Raw genomic sequence first — 17,161 nt, forward strand, 5'->3', positions numbered from 1 at the left:
ACAACGGGGCAGGGGCGCGTGCGCCCCCGAAGTTTGGAGACGGAATACACCCAACATGGTCAAGCGCAACGAAGCGACGGAAGATAAACAGGTGCGCGACCTGCGGCCACGGCCGGTCAGGCTCACGAGCGACATGAGCCTGCCGAAGCTTTCGGCAGTGGAAATCGGCAGCTACGTGGCCGCGCTCGCCGGCATGCTGGCGGTGCTGCACCTGAACCTGCTCGGCGCGCTGCTCGCGGGCATGCTCGTCTTCCAGCTCGTTCATACCATTTCGCCGCTCATCGAGCGGCGCATGTCGAGCAGCCGCGCCCGCTGGCTTTCCGTGGTGCTGGTTTCCATCGTGATCGTGGGCGTGCTCACGGGGCTCACCGTGGGCGTCATCGAGCAGTTCGAAAACGACGTGCCGAGCGTGCAGAAGGTCATGGCGCAGATGATGACATTCGTCGACCAGGCGCGCGGGCGCATTCCCGAGTCCATTGCCGCCTATCTGCCCGTAGACGTCGCCCAGATGAAGCTCAAGGCGCTCGCGCTCATGCACGAGCACGCCACCCAGCTCGGCCAGGGCGGCAAGAACGCCGCGCGCATCTTCGGACATATCGTGATCGGCATGATCATCGGCGCGATCATCGCCATTGGCGCGCAGAAGAACGCCACCCGGCTGCCGCTTTCGACCGCGTTCGTCGCGCGCGTGTCGCGTTTCGCCGACGCGTTCCGCCGCATCGTGTTCGCGCAGGTGAAGATTTCGGCCATCAACACGGTGTTCACCGGCCTCTTCCTCCTGCTCGCGCTGCCGTTGTTTCACGCGCCGCTGCCGCTCGCGAAGATGCTGGTCGTGGTGACCTTCGTGGTGGGCCTGTTGCCCGTGATCGGCAACCTGATCTCGAACACGCTGATCGTCGCCATCGCGCTCACCGTGAGCCTGCCCGCGGCGGTCACGGCGCTCGTGTTCCTCATCCTGATCCACAAGCTCGAATACTTCCTGAACGCGCGCATCGTGGGCGGCCAGATCGAGGCGCGCACGTGGGAGCTGCTCGTCGCGATGCTCGTGATGGAAGCGGCGTTCGGCATTCAAGGCGTGGTCGCCGCGCCGATTTTCTACGCGTATATCAAGCGCGAACTGATCTATCTGCGGCTCGTCTGAGCCCGTTTTTCCCAGACCCGCGCGCGGCCTTCAGCGCCCGCGCGGCTCGCCGGGCACGTCGGTCATGCCGTCGTGCCCCATCGCGTAGATCGCCACCTGCACGCGGCTCGTGAGATTGAGCTTGCGCAGAATGTTGCGCACGTGAATCTTCACCGTGCTCTCCGCCAGGTCGAGCGCACGCGCAATCTCCTTGTTGCTCGCGCCGCGCGCCAGTTCGCGCACGATGTCGCGCTCGCGCGCCGTGAGCGCCTCCGCGCTCGCGCGCGCGGCGCCAGTCGTGCCGGTTGCGCCGGTCGACTGCGCAGGCTTGCGCATCTGCTCCACGAGCTTCACCGTCATGTGCTCGGTAATCACCGGCTGGCCGCTCGCGGCCTTGCGGATCGCCGCGACGAGCGCGTCGGCGTCGATGCTCTTGAGCAGGAAGCCACGCGCGCCCTCGCGCATCGCGGCGGTGAGTTCGTCGGCTTCCTCGGAGACGGTAAGCATCAGGACCGCCGTGTCCGGCAGATCCTCCACCAGCAGTTGCAGCGTTTCGAGCCCGGAGAGGCCCGGCATGTTGAGGTCGAGCAGGATGACGTCGGGCAGGTGCTGCTTCGCGCGCTTGACGCCTTCCACGCCGTCCGACGCCTCGCCCACCACTTGCAGGTCAGGCTGGCGCTGCAGGAGCGCACTCACGCCCGAGCGAAAGAGCGTGTGGTCGTCGATGAGCAGGATGCGTATGGTCATGGGGATCGTTGTTTTGTCGCGATGTCTTCTGATTTTGATCGTAACGCCATCGACGAGGTTCATTGGCCATATTTACGCGGCCATGCGGCTCGCGGCGGGCAATACCAGTTCGACGCGCGCGCCGCGCCCCGGCGCGCTCTGCAGCGTGAGCACGGCGGCAAGACGTCGCGCGCGCTCATGCATGATGTGGAAGCCCACATGCGATTCGCCACGCGAGGCGATATCGGCGGGATCGTAGCCCACGCCGTCGTCCTCGATCGTGAGGCGGAAGTCGCGCGCGTTCACGACACTCACCTGTACGTGCAGCGCCTGCGCATGCTTGCGTGCATTCGAGAGCGCCTCCTGCAACACGAAAAGTACCTGCAGCTGCTGGTCGGGCGGCAGCGGCGGCCCGTCTTCGTCGCGATAGTCGAGCGTCAGCTCGGCGTCCGACTGGCGGCGAAAGCGCGCCACGGTGTCCTCCACGGCGAGGCGCAGCTTGCCTGGGCTGAGCTTCGTGCGGAAATTCAGCAGCAGTTCGCGCACGTCGTCGTAGCTCTCCTCTACGCCGCCCGCGAGCAGCGGCACGATCTCGCGAATCTCGTCGAGATCGCCCTGCTGCGCCGCCCCATCGAGCAGGTGCACTTGCATCTTCAGGAAGCTCAGGCCTTGCGCGATGCTGTCGTGCAGCCCCTGAGCGACGAGATTGCGCTCCTCGGACACGGCGAGCTGGCGCCCGAGCGCCACGAGCCGCCGGTTCATGAGCGCGACGCCCAGGTGGCGGCCGAGCGTCTGGAGCAGCTGGACGCCCGAAGGCGGAATCTCCCGCTCGCGCCGGAAGTGCAGCGAGAACGTGCCGAGCGTCTCGTTCTGAGCGACGATGGCCGACACCGCGACGCTCAAGAAGCCCGCCTTCAGGCAGCGCTGCGTAAAAGCCCCACTCAAGCCGCTTTCGCCGCTTTCGCCGCCGGCCGTGCGCGTGCCCGGCTGTGCCACCAGGCCGAATACGACCGGCGCCTCGGCCGTGGCACCGCCGCACGCACAGTCCGCCGCCGGCATGCACTGCTCCGCGCGCGTGATCGATTCGGGCATGCCTTCCGAGACGAGCAGATGCAGATTGCCGTCGTCAGGCGAAACGACTCGCACCGTGCCGCCGTCGGCGTCGAATTCGCGCATCACGCGGGTGAGGAAATCGTGGCACAGGCTTTCCGCCGGGCCCGGCGTATTGAGAAACGCCGCCATCTCGTAAAGCGTGGCGAGTTCGCGGTTTTGCGCCGCCAGTTGCGCGGTCTTGGCGTCCACGCGCCCGGCAAGGTCCTGGTACAGCGCCTGCAACTCCGCGACCATGCGGTTGAAGCCTTGCGTGAGATGGCCGAACTCGTCGTACGTTTCGACCGGCAACCGCGTGTCGAACTCCCGCGCCTCGATGCGCGCGAGCCCGTCCTGCAAGCGCTGCACAGGCGCCACGAACCACTGGTAAAGCAAATAGACGATCGCCATCGTGCCCACGCACGACAGCGCCGCGAGCGCGACCTGCGAAATGCGCAGCCACGCGGTCTTGCGCGCGTTCTCGCGCTCGATCAGGCTGACGAGCCGGTTCGCGTCGTCGACGAAACCGGGCAGCAGGCCGATATACATCGAGGGCTCGCCCCCGCTGGCGGCGAGGTCGCTTAGCGCAGCGGGCCTGAGCGTGTGACTCCAGGCAGACGCGACGCGTTCGAACTGCGCGTGGATGCCGGCGTCTGCGGGAAGAAAGAGCGGCCGCGCCGGATCGCCGTCGCGCAATTCGCGCAGCGTCTCGTCGAGTTGGTGCATCTGCGCGTCGACTTGCGAGGGCTGGCCGGTGCGGGCTTCCCATAGCGCGATCGCCACCGCGTTCGCGCGCATGCGCAGGCTGCCCGCGTCGTTGATCGCCGCGCCGCCGCCTTCGAGCTGCCAGGAGAGCCAGAGCGTGCCGCTGATCATCGCAAGCACGAGCGCCAGCGCAACCGTGGAGAGCACAACGATGCGCGTGGAGAGCCGCTTCTGGAACGGCGCTTCGTGCGCGCCGGAGGATGCGGCAGAAGCGGCAGATGCGGTTGCGGAATCGGAAGACGGAGTCATGGCCGGGACCGGGAATCGGCTGCGCCGAAGCGGCGGCGCCTGTATCGACATTATCGGACGGAGCGCGGCCGATCGCGCGCTATGTCGCGGTCTGCACGGCCAACTGCGACACTATGCGTCAGATCACCTGCCTCCCCGGGCAAGTCCTGGCGAACCACGTCGCGCCGCCCCCGACCTGTGCGCATCGCGAAAAAAAGCGGGGAATGCGAGTGGGTCTCGCTCCCCGCAATGAACGGCCATCCCCACGGCCGTCCAGAGGCAGACGTTGGCCGCTAGCGGCTGCGCACGAGCTGCCAGGCGCGCGACAGATAGGTGATCGAGGCGAACCCGCTCCACACGTGCACGAGCCGCGTGAACGGGAAGATCACGAACAGCGTCATGCCCATGAAGAGGTGCATGCGGAAGATGAGCGGTGCTTCTGCCACGTAGCTCGCGGCGTCGCCGCGGAACGTGACGATGTGCTGCGCCCAGGTCATGAGCCGCACCATCATCGCGCCGTCCATGTGGCTCGCCGATTCGCCGATGGTGCTCAGCCCGAGCAGCAGCGTGACGAGCAGCCACAACAGCAGCACCTTGTCGCCCACCCGCGTCACGGCCGAAACGCGGGCATTCGAAAGCCGCCGGTGCAGCAGGATCGCGAGGCCCACCAGACACATCGAGCCCATCACGCCGCCCGCGACCATCGCCACGAGCTGCTTGACCGCGTGCGGCACGCCGAGCCAGTCCCACACGGCGACGGGCGTGAGCAGACCGAACAGATGCCCGAAGAAGAGCCCGAGCACGCCGACGTGAAAGAGGATATTGCCGAGCCGCAAATGTCCGCGATAGAGCAGCTGCGAGCTGTCCGCCTTCCACGTGTACTGCTCCCGCTCGAAGCGCGCGAGGCTGCCGAACAGGAAGATGGCGGCGGCAATATACGGATAGATGCCGAACAAAAACTGATTGAACGTGTTCATGGCGATTCCTTTGCGCAGGCAGCCGCGGTGGTCGCAGTGGTCGCGGCAAACTGCGCTCGCGGGTGGAATTGAACGACCTGCGGCGAGTTGCTCGCGCCGAACGCGTGCACGAGCGGCTCCACGCCATCTGCGCCGGTGCCAAAGCGTTCGAGCGCCTCGTCCATGTCGCGCACGGGAGCGTCCACGAGCGGCAGCGGCTCGACATCGGTCAGCTCGCACAGCACCGTGAAGATGCCCGCGTACGGGCTTTCACTCTTCTCGAGCTGATTGCCGAGCGCCGCGAGCACGTGAATCGCCTCGCCCAGCAGCGCGCGCGCCTCGTCCTCGCCAATCAGGCCGAGCACTTCGAGAAAGAGCGGCACGTAGTCGGGCAACTCGCTCGTCGCGACGTCGAGGCCATGGCTGCGGTATTCGTCGAGCAGATCGACCATCGCCTGGCCGCGCGCGCGGCTCTCGCCGTGCACGTGCTCGAACAGATGCAGCGAGTGGCGCGGATTGCGGTCGAAGGTGGCCACGTACGCCTCCTGCGACTCGACGAGCGAGCGCTCGCGCAGCGCCGCGATGAGCGGCGCCAGTTCGCGCGCTGCGAATGCACCGTTCGGCAGGGCCTCGAGCGCGGCTTCGATCTCGTCGAGCGCGTCGAGCAAGGGCTGCTCGGGATAATCGAGCAGCGCGGAGAGAACCGGATAAATCGACATGATGATGCCCTCCCGCTCAAGCTTCGGACGGCGTCTTGCGACGCGACTTCGGCATATCGACATACACCACGCTGCCTTCGACCTTCGAGCCGAACAGCGAACCCTCGGAAACGCCGCCCGAACACCCGTTGCCGAACGAGAAGCCGCAACTGCCCTTCTCGTTGAACGAGTCCTCGACCATTTCCTTGTGCGACGACGGCACGACGAAGCGGTCCTCGTAGTTCGCGATCGCCATGGTGCGGTACATGTCCTCGACCTGCTCGGGTGTGAGGCCTGCGCGCGCGAGAACCGCGTTGTCGTTCACGCCGTCCACGGCCTGGGTGCGCTTGTAGGCGCGCATCGCCAGCATGCGGTTGAGCGCCGAAATCACGGGCTTTTCGTCGCCGGCGGTGAGCAGGTTGGCGAGATAGCGCATGGGAATGCGCAGGCTCGCCACGTCGGGAATCACGCCGTCCATTCCGATATGGCCCGCGTCCGCGGCCGACTGGATCGGCGACAGCGGCGGCACGTACCAGACCATCGGCAGCGTGCGGTACTCGGGGTGCAGCGGGAACGCGATCTTCCACTCGACCGCCATGCGGTACACGGGCGAGCGCGCGGCGGCGTCGAGCCAGCTCTGCGGCACGCCCTGGCGGCGCGCCTCGGCCTGGATGGCGGGATCGTGCGGATCGAGGAACACGTCGAGCTGCGAGTGATACAGATCCTGCGTCGATTCAACCGATGCCGCCTCGCTGATGCGGTCCGCGTCGTAAAGCATCACACCCAGATAGCGGATGCGGCCCACGCACGTTTCCGAGCAGACGGTCGGCTGCCCCGCCTCGATACGCGGATAGCAGAAGATGCACTTCTCGGCCTTGCCGCTCTTCCAGTTGAAGTACATCTTCTTGTACGGGCAACCCGAGATGCACATGCGCCAGCCGCGGCACTTGTCCTGGTCGACGAGCACGATGCCGTCGTCTTCGCGCTTGTACACCGAGCCCGAGGGGCACGAGGCCACGCACGCGGGATTCAGGCAGTGCTCGCACAGGCGCGGCAGATACATCATGAAGGTGTTCTCGAAGGTCGAGTACATCTCCTTCTGCACGTTCTCGAACAGCTTGTCGCGGCTGCGCGAGGCGAACTCGCCGCCCAGGTCGTCTTCCCAGTTGGGACCCCAATGGATCTTGTCCATCTTCTTGCCGGTGATGACCGACACGGGGCGCGCGGTGGGCGGCGTCTGCGAGAGGCGCGCCTTCTGCAAATGCTCGTAGTCGTACGTGAACGGCTCGTAGTAGTCGTCGATGCCGGGCAGGTTCGGGTTGGCGAACAGGTTGGCCAGCACCTTGAGCTTCGGGCCCTGGCGCGGCTCGAGCTTGCCGTTCGGGTTGCGGACCCAGCCGCCGTTCCACTTCTCCTGGTTCTCCCATTCCTTCGGATAGCCGATGCCGGGCTTCGTCTCGACGTTGTTGAACCACGCGTACTCGACGCCATCGCGCGACGTCCACACGTTCTTGCACGTGACGGAGCACGTATGGCAACCGATGCACTTGTCGAGGTTCAGAACCATCGCCACCTGGGCGCGGATTTTCATGATGCTGCTCCTTCCTTCATCGGGCCTTCCAGCCACTCGACCTTCCTCATCTTGCGCACGATCACGTACTCGTCGCGATTGCTGCCGACGGTGCCGTAGTAGTTGAAGCCATACGCGAGTTGCGCGTAGCCGCCGATCATGTGCGTGGGCTTGAGCACCGTGCGCGTGACCGAGTTGTGAATGCCGCCGCGCATGCCGCTCGTTTCCGCGCCGGGAACGTTGATGATCTTTTCCTGCGCGTGATACATGAGGCACATGCCGCGCGGCACGCGCTGGCTCACCACGACGCGCGCGGTGAGCGTGCCGTTCACGTTGAACACTTCGACCCAGTCGTTATCGACGAGCCCGGCTTCTTTCGCCTCGGCTTCCGAGACCCAGACGTGCGGGCCGCCACGCGAAAGCGTGAGCATGCGCAGGTTGTCCGTGTACGTGGAGTGGATGCCCCACTTCTGGTGCGGCGTGATCCAGTTCAGCACGAGTTCGTGCTCGCCGTTGGGTTTCGCGCCGAGCATCGGCGAGGTCGTCTTCGTGTCGATGGCGGGCTTGTAGTTGCACAGGCCCTCGCCGAAATCGAGCATCCAGCGGTGATCCTGATAGAACTGCTGACGGCCCGTGAGCGTGCGCCAGGGAATCAGCTCGTGCACGTTCGTGTAGCCCGCGTTGTAGCTCACCTCTTCCGATTCGAGCCCCGACCACGTGGGCGCGGAGATGATCTTGCGCGGCTGTGCCTGCACGTCGCGAAAGCGGATCTTGTCGTGCTCGCGGCCTTCGGCCAGATGCGTGTGATTCCGGCCCGTGATCTTCGAGAGCGCGTCCCACGCCTTCACCGCTACGTGGCCGTTGGTTTCCGGCGCGAAAGTGAGGATCATCTCGGCGGCGTCGATGGCCGTTTCCAGACGCGGGCGTCCCTCGGCCGCGCCGCGGTTCTGCTGGATGCCCGTGAGCCGGGCAAACTCGCCCACCTCGTGCACGGTGTTCCAGTTGATGCCCTTGCCGCCGTTGCCCAGCTTCTCGAGCAGCGGCCCGACCGACGTGAACTTGTTGTAGATCTCGCGATAGTCGCGCTCCACGAGCGTCATCGAAGGTGCGGTCTTGCCAGGGATCAGATCGCATTCGCCAAGACGCCAGTCCTTCGGCTCGAACGCCTGGCCGAGTTCGCCCGGTGTGTCGTGCATGAGCGGCGTGCACACGAGGTCCGTGCGCTTGCCCAGATGCGCGCCGCCGATCTCCGAAAACGTCTTCGCGATGGCCTTGTAGATCTCCCAGTCGGTCTTGCTCTCCCACAACGGCTGCACCGCCTCCGAAAGCGGATGGATGAACGGGTGCATGTCCGACGTGTTGAGGTCGTCCTTCTCGTACCACGTGGCCGAGGGCAGCACGATGTCGCCGTACAGGCACGTGGTGCTCATGCGGAAGTCCAGGACGGTGAGCAGGTCGAGCTTGCCTTCGGCCGCTTCGCGCACCTTCACTTCGGAAGGCTTGATCGCGTCGGCTTCGTCGCCGAACAGCGCGTTCTGCGTGCCGAGCAGGTACTTGAGGAAATACTCGTGCCCCTTGCCCGAACTGCCCAGGATGTTCGAGCGCCACACGAACATGTTGCGCGGGAAGTTCGCAGGGTTGTCGGGATCGTCGCAGGCGAAGTTCAATGCGCCCGACTTCAGCTGATCGACGGTGTATTGCACCGGCGGCGCGCCTGCGCGCTGCGCGGCATCCACCACGTCGAGCGGATTGGCGCCCAGTTGCGGCGCCGAAGGCAGCCAGCCCATGCGCTCGGACTTCGCGTTGAGGTCGAGCATCGACAGATTCTTGTAACGTTCGCGGTCCGCGCCGGGGCCGAGGATCTCATCGAGACTCACCTTCTCGTGGCGCCACTGGCTCGTGTGGTTGTAGAAGAACGACGTGCCGTTCATCTGGCGCGGCGGGCGCGACCAGTCGAGCCCGAACGCGAGCGGCGCCCAGCCGAATTGCGGACGCAGCTTTTCCTGGCCGACGTAGTGCGCCCAGCCGCCGCCGCTCTGGCCGATACAGCCGCACATCATCAGCAGATTGATGATGCCGCGGTAGATCATGTCGTTGTGGTACCAGTGATTGAGCGCCGCGCCGACGATCACCATGCTCTTGCCGCGCGTGCGGTCGGCGTTGTCGGCAAACTCGCGCGCCACCTGGATCACGAGCTTGCGCGGCACCGTGGTGTGCTTCTCCTGCCATGCTGGCGTGCAGGGCACGTCGTCGTCATACGAGGACGCGACGTTCGGGCCGCCAAGCCCCTGGTCGACGCCGTAGTTGGCCATCTGCAGGTCGTAGACGGTGGCGACCAGCACACTCGTGCCGTCCGCCAGCGCCACGCGCTTCACGGGCACGCGGCGCGCGAGCAGCGCGCCATGTTCGCCGCCGAAGTACGGGAAGCCCACCTCGACCACTTCGTCATGCCGATCGACGAGCGAAAGGCGCGGATCGATTTCGCGGCCGCTGCCACCGTCCTTCATTTCGAGGTTCCAGCGGCCCACCTTCTTGCCGCCGTCGTGCTCGCCTTCGCCCCAACGGAAGCCGATCGAGCCGTTTGGCGCGACGATGTCGCCCGTGGTCGAATCGATGGCGAGCGTCTTCCACTGCGGGTTGTTCGCTTCGTCGAGATTCGCGGCGAGTTGCGACGCGCGCAGGAACTGGTCCGGCACCAGCGAGCCGTCGCGCTTCGCGAGCGCGACGAGCATCGGCATGTCGGTGTACTGCTTCACGTAATCGCGGAAGTACGCGGACTTCGCCGTAGCGTGAAACTCCTTGAGCACCACGTGGCCCATCGCGAGCGCGAGCGCCGCGTCGGTGCCCTGTTTCGGCGCGAGCCAGATATCGCCGAACTTCACCATCTCGCCGAAGTCGGACGACACGGCCACCGTCTTCGTGCCCTTGTAGCGGACCTCCGTGTAGAAGTGGGCGTCGGGCGTGCGCGTTTGCGGCACGTTCGAGCCCCACACCATGAGATAGGTGGAGTTGTACCAGTCGGCCGATTCGGGCACGTCGGTCTGCTCGCCCCACACTTGCGGGGAAGAAGGCGGCAGGTCGCAATACCAGTCGTAGAACGACAGGCACGCCCCGCCGATCAGGCTCAGATAACGCGCGCCCGCGGCGTACGAGACCATCGACATTGCGGGAATGGGCGAGAAGCCAATCACGCGATCGGGACCGTACTTGCCGATGGTGTAGGCGTTGGCCGCCGCGATCATCTCGGTGGCCGTGTCCCACCCGGCGCGCACGAAGCCGCCCTGGCCGCGCGCGCGCTTGTAGTGCGCCGCCTTCTTCGGGTCCTCGACGATCGAAGCCCATGCCTTGACCGGGTCGAGCGTCTTGCGCGCCTCGCGCCACATCTCGATCAGGCGCCCGCGGATCATCGGGTACTTCACGCGCTGCGCCGAATACACGTACCAGCTATACGAGGCGCCACGCGGGCAGCCGCGCGGTTCGTGATTGGGCAGGTCAGCGCGCGTGCGCGGATAGTCGGTCTGTTGCGTTTCCCACGTGATCAGGCCGTTCTTCACGTAAACCTTCCACGAGCACGAGCCCGTGCAGTTCACGCCGTGGGTCGAGCGCACGATCTTGTCGTGCTGCCAGCGGCTGCGATAGCCGTCTTCCCATTTGCGGTCCTCGTTCACCACCGCGCCGTGGCCTTTCGAAAACGTCGACTTCACGCGCGACATGAACTTCAACCGGTCCAGAAAATAACTCATCACGTTCTCCGGGACTGCTGCTGGAATCGATCGATCGCGCCTGTCGCCGCCCGCTCGCGTTGCAAGCCTGGCGCCTCGCGCTCGTATCGTTCCGAGTATGGCGAGCAGGCACCTGCCTGCCCATTCATCAACGGGAGAGTTCGCACTACTCCCAAAGGACTAATCCGGGTCAGCAAGGCGTGGACGCGTTGCGGCGCGCATAGAAGAACCACGTCACCACCGCGCACACCACATAGAAGCCGATGAAGCACACGAGCGCGCCGACCGGTGAGCCGGTCATGTCGAGCGACGAGCCAAAGCTCTTCGGAATGAAGAAGCCGCCGTACGCGCCCATCGCGCCCGCGAAGCCGAGCACCGCCGCCGATTCCTTGCCCGCTTCGGCGAGCGCGCCGCGCTGTGCGTCATCACCCTTGCTCTTCGCGGCGCGTTGATGCTGCGTCAGGAAGATCACGGGAATCATGCGGAAGGTCGAACCGTTGCCGATGCCGGTGAGCGCGAACAGCACGACGAACATCGCGAGGAAGCCGGCGAAGCTGCCTTGTGCGCCGCCCAGCGCGCCGCCCGGCAGGAACGCGATCACGCCCATCACCGCGACGATCATCGCGAGGAAAGTCCACAGCGTGACTCGCGCGCCGCCGAGCTTGTCGGAGATCCAGCCGCCGACGGGGCGCGTGAGCGCGCCGGCGAGTGGCCCGAGGAAGGCCCATGCAGTCGGGTTGATGGCGGGAAACTCCGCCTTCGTGAGAAGCGCGAGGCCGGCCGAGAAACCGATGAACGAGCCGAACGTGCCGACATAGAGAAAACACATGATCCAGTTGTGCGCGCGGCGGAAGATCACGGCCTGCTCGCTGAACGAGGCCTTCGCGTCGGCGATGTCGTTCATGCCGAACCACGCGGCGAACGACGAGACGACGATGAGCGGAATCCACACGAAGCCGGCGTTCTGCAGCCAGATGCTGTGCTCGACGCCGTCCTTCACGTAGGTGTGCCCGTCGCCGAGCAGGCCGGCGAACACGGCCGTCGAGATGACGATCGGCGTGACGAACTGCACGAGCGAGACGCCGAGGTTGCCGATGCCCGCATTGAGGCCGGTGGCGAAACCCTTGCGCGCCTTCGGGAAGAAGAAGCTGATGTTCGCCATCGACGAGCTGAAGTTCGCGCCGCCCAGACCGCACAGCAGGGCGAGCACGAGCAGCGTCGAATACGAGGTGGACGGATCGCGCAGCGCGAAGCCCATGCCGAAGGCCGGGATCAGCAGGCTCGCCGTGGAGATCGCCGTGAAGCGGCGGCCGCCGAAAATCGGCACGAGAAACGAATAGAAGATGCGCAGCGTGGCGCCCGAAAGCGCGGGCAACGCCGTGAGCCAGAAGAGTTCGTTCTTGGTGAAGTGAAAGCCGCCCTTGTCGAGATTGACGACCGTGACGCTCCACAGCGACCACACCACGAACGCCAGCATCAGCGCGGGAATCGAAATCCACAGGTTACGGGTGGCGATCTGCTCGCCGGAAGCCTGCCAGAACCTGGCGTTCTCAGGCTCCCATTGGGTCAGGAGATACTTGGACATGATTGTGCTCGTTCAGTAGGCGCCGCACGCGCGGCGCAAGTTGGATCATTCGGAGTACGTGGTTTCCTTCGGCGCCGGCGGCGCGGCTCGAACCTTGTGCGCGAGCTTCGCGCTGCCGTGGGCGAGCGCTTCGGGGCGGAACGAAAAGTGCATGAACAGCAGGCTCACCAGGGTGGCGCCGAACATCAACATGAAGCAGGTGGTACGCACGCCCGTGAGGTCGACGAGCAGGCCGAACAAGATCGGCAGCACGAAGCCCGCGAGACCGCCCGCCAGCCCCACGACGCCGGAGACGGCGCCGATGTTGTCGGTGTACTCGTCGCCGATGAACTTGAAGACCGAGGCCTTGCCTACCGCCATCGCAATGCCGACGACGAACATCAGCACCGTGTAGAACACCGGTCCGGTGCTGATATGCAGACCGAGCGGGCCATGCGCACTGTGGATCGTGAAGTCGGTCGGCGGGTAGCTCAGCAGGAAGAAGCACGCGAGCGCGACCCACATCACGGCCCACGTCGTGCGATAGGCGCCGTAGCGGTCGGAGAGCCAACCGCCTGCCGCACGCAGCACGCCGCCGGGCAACGAGAAACACGCCGCGAGAAACGCAGCCTGCTCGATGCCGAAGCCGTACTGGTTTACGTAGTACTGCGGCATCCACAGCGACAGGCCGACATAGCCGCCGAACACCACCGAGTAGTACTGCGCGTAGCGCAGCACACGCGGGTCGGCGAGCACGCGCAACTGGGCCGCCACGCTCTGCGTGCCAGGCACGCGGTGCGCCGGGTGGCTCGCGGAGAACATCCAGAACAGCAGCGCAGTCACGAGCATCGCAACGGCGTAGACCTTGGGCACGATGGTCCACGTGCCGGCCGCGACAATCAGCACGGGCGCCACGAACTTGTTGAGCGCGGCGCCCGAATTGCCTGCGCCGAAGATGCCCATGGCGAGACCCTGGCGCGACTTCGGGAACCAGCGCGCGACATAGGGCGTGCCCACCGAGAACGATGCGCCGGCGAACCCCACGAACAGGCCTAGCGTGAGGAATTGCCAAAGTTGCGTCGCGTACGAGACGAGCCAGATCGGCACGATGGTCGCGAGCATGGTGATGAAGAAGACGATGCGCCCGCCGAAGCGGTCGGTCCAGATGCCGAGCGGAACGCGGGCGAGCGAGCCCGTGAGCACGGGCATCGCGGCAATCAGGCCGAATTCGGTATCGGTGAGGTGAAGCTGCTTTTTGAGCGGAATGCCGAGGATCGCGAACATCATCCAGACGGCAAAGCAGATCGTGAACGCGAAGGTACTTGAACCCAGCACGCGCCAGGCACGGCTATCGGCGACAGGTTCCGCCTGCGGAGATGGGGCGGCTTTCATGAATTTCCCTCTTGTCGTTTAGTTGACGCGACAAGAGTAGGAAAGACGAAAGGTGCGGGCTATTCTCCGCAGGGAGTGCGCGACGATGCGCCACTAGAACTTAAGGAGTAGTACCGCGGGAACGAGTTGGCGTGGAAGCGAAATCGCATGCATGCGAACGCGCCGGAGAGCAATAAGATTAGTCCGAGAAGCCGTAGCGTGTCATGAAACACGCTACGGCATGGTGTCGCACGCGATCAACCAAAGATCAGCGGAACACCACCGTCTTGTGACCGTTGAGCACGATGCGATGCTCCACGTGCCACTTCACCGCGCGCGCGAGCGTCACGCACTCCACGTCGCGGCCGATGGCGGTGAGCTGATCCGGCGTCATGTTGTGATCCACGCGCTCGACTTCCTGCTCGATGATCGGCCCTTCGTCGAGATCGGACGTCACATAGTGCGCCGTGGCGCCGATCAGCTTCACGCCGCGATCGAACGCCTGGTAGTACGGCTTCGCACCCTTGAAGCTCGGCAGGAACGAATGGTGGATGTTGATCGCGCGGCCTTCGAGCGCCTTGCAAAGCTGCGGCGAGAGGATCTGCATGTAGCGCGCGAGCACCACCAGATCGACGCCTTCGCGGTTCACCACTTCGAGCACGCGCGCTTCCTGCGCGGCCTTGTCGGCCTCGGTGCCGCCGAGCAGCGGGAAGTGATGGAACGGAATGTTGTAGCTCGCGGCGAGCTGATAGAAGTCCTTGTGATTCGAGATGATCGCTGGAATCTCGATAGGCAGCTGGCCGGTGCGATAGCGGAACAGCAGGTCGTTCAGGCAATGGCCGATCTTCGAGACCATGATGACGACGCGCGGCTTCACGTTCGCGTCATGCATCTCCCAGCGCATGCCGAACTCCTGCGCGAGCGGCTCGAACGCGCTGCGCAGACCGTCGAGGCCCGGGTCGCCGCCCACTTGCTGGAAGTGCACGCGCATGAAGAACTCGCCCGTGTGGCTGTCGCCGAACTGGGCCGAGTCGAGAATATTGCTGCCGCGCTCGAACAGAAAGCCCGACACGGCGTGCACGATGCCAGGCCGGTCGGCGCACGACAGTTTGAGGATGAAGCTGTGATCGGTCGACATGACCTTGGTAACTCCCGTCAAGACTTGGTGTTGCTAAAAGGGCTTTGGGCTTTGCTAAAAGAACCGGCGCCCTTTCACAGCGTCGGCGGTTCGAAGATCGCGGCAATGCCCTCGCACGCGTCTTCGTCTATCCATCGGCGGCGCAGCAGGCAGTCGAGCGTCGCAAGGCTCGCGTCTACCGTCATCGCGCCCTCCTCGATCCAGCGCGCGGCTTCGTCGATGCGTGCGAGGCGATGCTCGCCCACTTCGCCGTCCTGGTTGTGCGGCACGAAATCGGCCGGGAGCACGAGATCGTAGATGAAGATCTGCTCAGCCTGCGTGCCCTCTGGCAGCGACTGCAGCACGTGCACGGTGCGGCCCGCGCGCGCCTCGCGCGCCAGCTCCTCGGCAATGCCCGCCTCTTCCCAGCATTCCTTCACGAGCGTGGCCTCGATACCGAAGCCCCAGCCGATGCCGCCCGCCACGACGTTGTCCAGCATGCCGGGGTCGGTGGCCTTGGTATCACTGCGCCGCGCGATCCACAATTGCGGCGCGCCGGGCGCGCCTACGCCGGCCGCACCGGAATCTGCGTATTCTACGACGCCGTTCAGATGAACCGCGTACGTCATCGTGCCGAAAAAGCGCGAGGCCGCACGTTCGATAAAGGCGAGCGGCGGCGCATCGAAGGTGTTGCGGATCGCGTAGGTTTCGTTGCGCCAGCCCGGAATGTGCCCTTGCGCCGCGAGTGCGCCGATCACCGAACCGAGCGCGGCGCTGCGTGCATCGACGCTGTCGAAGTGCGGGGCGAGCGTCACGCGGGCGCTATCCGCATCGCCGTCGATTTCGAACACGTCGGGCCAGCGTGCGAGCCGCGCCACGTCGTTCTCGCGTATCCAGCCCACGCGCTCGTCACCGATGTGAAACGGCAGATGCGCGCCGGCATCGAAGCGTCGCGCGTCGATAATGCAAGGCAAGCTCATCGATCAGGACTCCATGGATCAGTCGCGCAGGGCGACGCGTATGCCGATGGCGATGAAGGTGATGCCGGCGAGGCGGTCGAGCCACACGCCCGCGCGCGGGCGGCGCTTCAGCCAGCCGCCGATCGTGCCCGCGCACAGCCCGAAGAGGGAGAACACGACGACCGTCTGCGCCATGAACACGAGGCCGAGCTCGAGCATCTGCAGCGTGACGGGCTGCGCGCCATGCGGGTCGACGAACTGCGGCAGGAACACGACGAAGAACAGCGTCACCTTCGGGTTCATGATGTTGCCGAGCACGCTCTGGCGAAAGATCGCGGAGAGCGGCTGGCGCGGCTTGTCGCCGGCGGCGGCGAGGCCCTGGCTGCGCAGCGCCTTCACGCCGATCCACACGAGATACGCGGCGCCCGCGAGCTTGAGGATCTGGAATGCGAGCGGCGAAGAACGCAGCACGGCGGCCACGCCGAGTGCCGCGAGCGTGGTGTGGAACGTCACGCCCGCGGCGAAACCCAGCGCGGCCACGAGGCCGGCGGCGCGGCCCTGCGAAATGCCGCGCGCGAGCACCTGGAGATTGTCGGGACCGGGCGCGAACGTGATGGCGATGGAGGTGGCGAGAAAGAGCGCGAAATTCGGCATGAGATCGACTCGTGACGGTGGGCGTTCGGGTTGTTTCAGTGGCCGCCGAAGGCGGTCACGGTGAAGAGCGGCAGACCGGCATCGGTGAGCAGCCTCGAGCCGCCCAGATCCGGCAGGTCGATGATCGCGGCGCCCTCCACCACGCTCGCGCCGAGGCGTTCGAGCAGCAGCTTGCCGGCCATCATGGTGCCGCCGGTGGCGATCAGGTCGTCGACGATCACGACGCGGTCGCCCTTGCTGCAGGCATCCTCGTGAATCTCGACGGTCGCTTCGCCGTATTCGAGCTTGTAGGTCTCGGAAACCGTCTTGTACGGCAGCTTGCCGATCTTGCGGATCGGAATGAAGCCAACGTTCAGCTCATACGCGACGATCGGCCCGATGATGAAACCGCGCGCGTCGAGCCCGGCCACGTAGTCGAGCTTCGCATCGACATAGCGCTCGACGAACAGGTCGATCAGCACGCGCAGGCCCTTCGGATGGCCGATGAGCGGCGTGATATCGCGGAACTGCACTCCCGGCGCAGGCCAGTCGGGCACCGTGCGGATCAGGCTGTTCACGAACTGGGCGGCTTCAGCGCTCGGGTTCGCAGGTGCGTTGGACATGATTTCTCCGGGTAATGACC

General features: G+C 65.4%; 13 protein-coding genes. 1 reads left to right on the forward strand and 12 read right to left on the reverse strand.

Annotated features, from left to right (window positions below; translation table 11 throughout):
• Positions 1–55 precede the first annotated feature (55 nt).
• A complete protein-coding gene (locus BFD71_RS14250; protein ID WP_069264815.1) occupies positions 56–1,141 on the forward strand; it encodes an AI-2E family transporter in 1,086 nt (361 codons plus the stop codon).
• 30 nt (positions 1,142–1,171) lie between these two features.
• Here BFD71_RS14250 and BFD71_RS14255 read toward each other — a convergent pair whose 3' ends face one another.
• The 12 genes from BFD71_RS14255 to BFD71_RS14310 all read right to left on the reverse strand — a co-directional run bounded on the left by BFD71_RS14255 (position 1,172) and on the right by BFD71_RS14310 (position 17,141).
• Positions 1,172–1,867, reverse strand: coding sequence for a response regulator (locus BFD71_RS14255; protein WP_069264817.1), 696 nt, complete (start codon positions 1,865–1,867; stop codon positions 1,172–1,174).
• A gap of 72 nt (positions 1,868–1,939) precedes the next feature.
• Entirely contained in the window at positions 1,940–3,949 is a 2,010-nt protein-coding gene (locus BFD71_RS14260) for a type IV pili methyl-accepting chemotaxis transducer N-terminal domain-containing protein (protein ID WP_083245256.1), read from the reverse strand.
• A 272-nt stretch (positions 3,950–4,221) separates the two neighbouring features.
• Positions 4,222–4,905 carry a respiratory nitrate reductase subunit gamma gene (gene narI, locus BFD71_RS14265; protein ID WP_069264820.1) on the reverse strand — a complete coding sequence of 228 codons (684 nt, stop codon included), beginning with the start codon at positions 4,903–4,905 and terminating at the stop codon, positions 4,222–4,224.
• The gene (narJ, locus tag BFD71_RS14270; protein WP_069264823.1) at positions 4,902–5,603 is read right to left on the reverse strand and encodes a nitrate reductase molybdenum cofactor assembly chaperone; all 702 of its coding nucleotides are present in this window, start codon (positions 5,601–5,603) and stop codon (positions 4,902–4,904) included. The genes narI and narJ overlap by 4 nt, the downstream gene beginning before the upstream one ends.
• A 16-nt stretch (positions 5,604–5,619) precedes the next feature.
• A complete protein-coding gene (gene narH, locus BFD71_RS14275; protein WP_069264827.1) occupies positions 5,620–7,173 on the reverse strand; it encodes a nitrate reductase subunit beta in 1,554 nt (517 codons plus the stop codon).
• Positions 7,170–10,895 carry a nitrate reductase subunit alpha gene (locus BFD71_RS14280; RefSeq protein ID WP_069264830.1) on the reverse strand — a complete coding sequence of 1,242 codons (3,726 nt, stop codon included), beginning with the start codon at positions 10,893–10,895 and terminating at the stop codon, positions 7,170–7,172. The genes narH and BFD71_RS14280 overlap by 4 nt, the downstream gene beginning before the upstream one ends.
• Positions 10,896–11,064: 169 nt before the next feature.
• Positions 11,065–12,459: a NarK family nitrate/nitrite MFS transporter gene (locus tag BFD71_RS14285; RefSeq protein WP_069264832.1), complete on the reverse strand. Its 1,395-nt coding sequence runs from the start codon at positions 12,457–12,459 to the stop codon at positions 11,065–11,067.
• Positions 12,460–12,504: 45 nt separating this feature from the next.
• A complete protein-coding gene (locus BFD71_RS14290) occupies positions 12,505–13,830 on the reverse strand; it encodes an MFS transporter (protein ID WP_069264835.1) in 1,326 nt (441 codons plus the stop codon).
• Positions 13,831–14,077: 247 nt separating this feature from the next.
• Positions 14,078–14,947, reverse strand: a complete 870-nt coding sequence (gene purU, locus BFD71_RS14295) for a formyltetrahydrofolate deformylase (protein WP_069264838.1) — start codon at positions 14,945–14,947, stop codon at positions 14,078–14,080.
• 74 nt (positions 14,948–15,021) lie between these two features.
• On the reverse strand, positions 15,022–15,906 hold the full coding sequence (locus tag BFD71_RS14300) for an NUDIX hydrolase (protein ID WP_069264841.1): 885 nt from the start codon (positions 15,904–15,906) through the stop codon (positions 15,022–15,024).
• 18 nt (positions 15,907–15,924) lie between these two features.
• On the reverse strand, positions 15,925–16,539 hold the full coding sequence (locus BFD71_RS14305) for a LysE family translocator (RefSeq protein WP_069264843.1): 615 nt from the start codon (positions 16,537–16,539) through the stop codon (positions 15,925–15,927).
• Positions 16,540–16,574: 35 nt separating this feature from the next.
• Entirely contained in the window at positions 16,575–17,141 is a 567-nt protein-coding gene (locus BFD71_RS14310; protein ID WP_069264845.1) for an adenine phosphoribosyltransferase, read from the reverse strand.
• Positions 17,142–17,161 lie beyond the last annotated feature (20 nt).

It is taken from the genome of Paraburkholderia nodosa (genome assembly GCF_001718195.1).
Lineage (GTDB): Bacteria > Pseudomonadota > Gammaproteobacteria > Burkholderiales > Burkholderiaceae > Paraburkholderia > Paraburkholderia nodosa_A.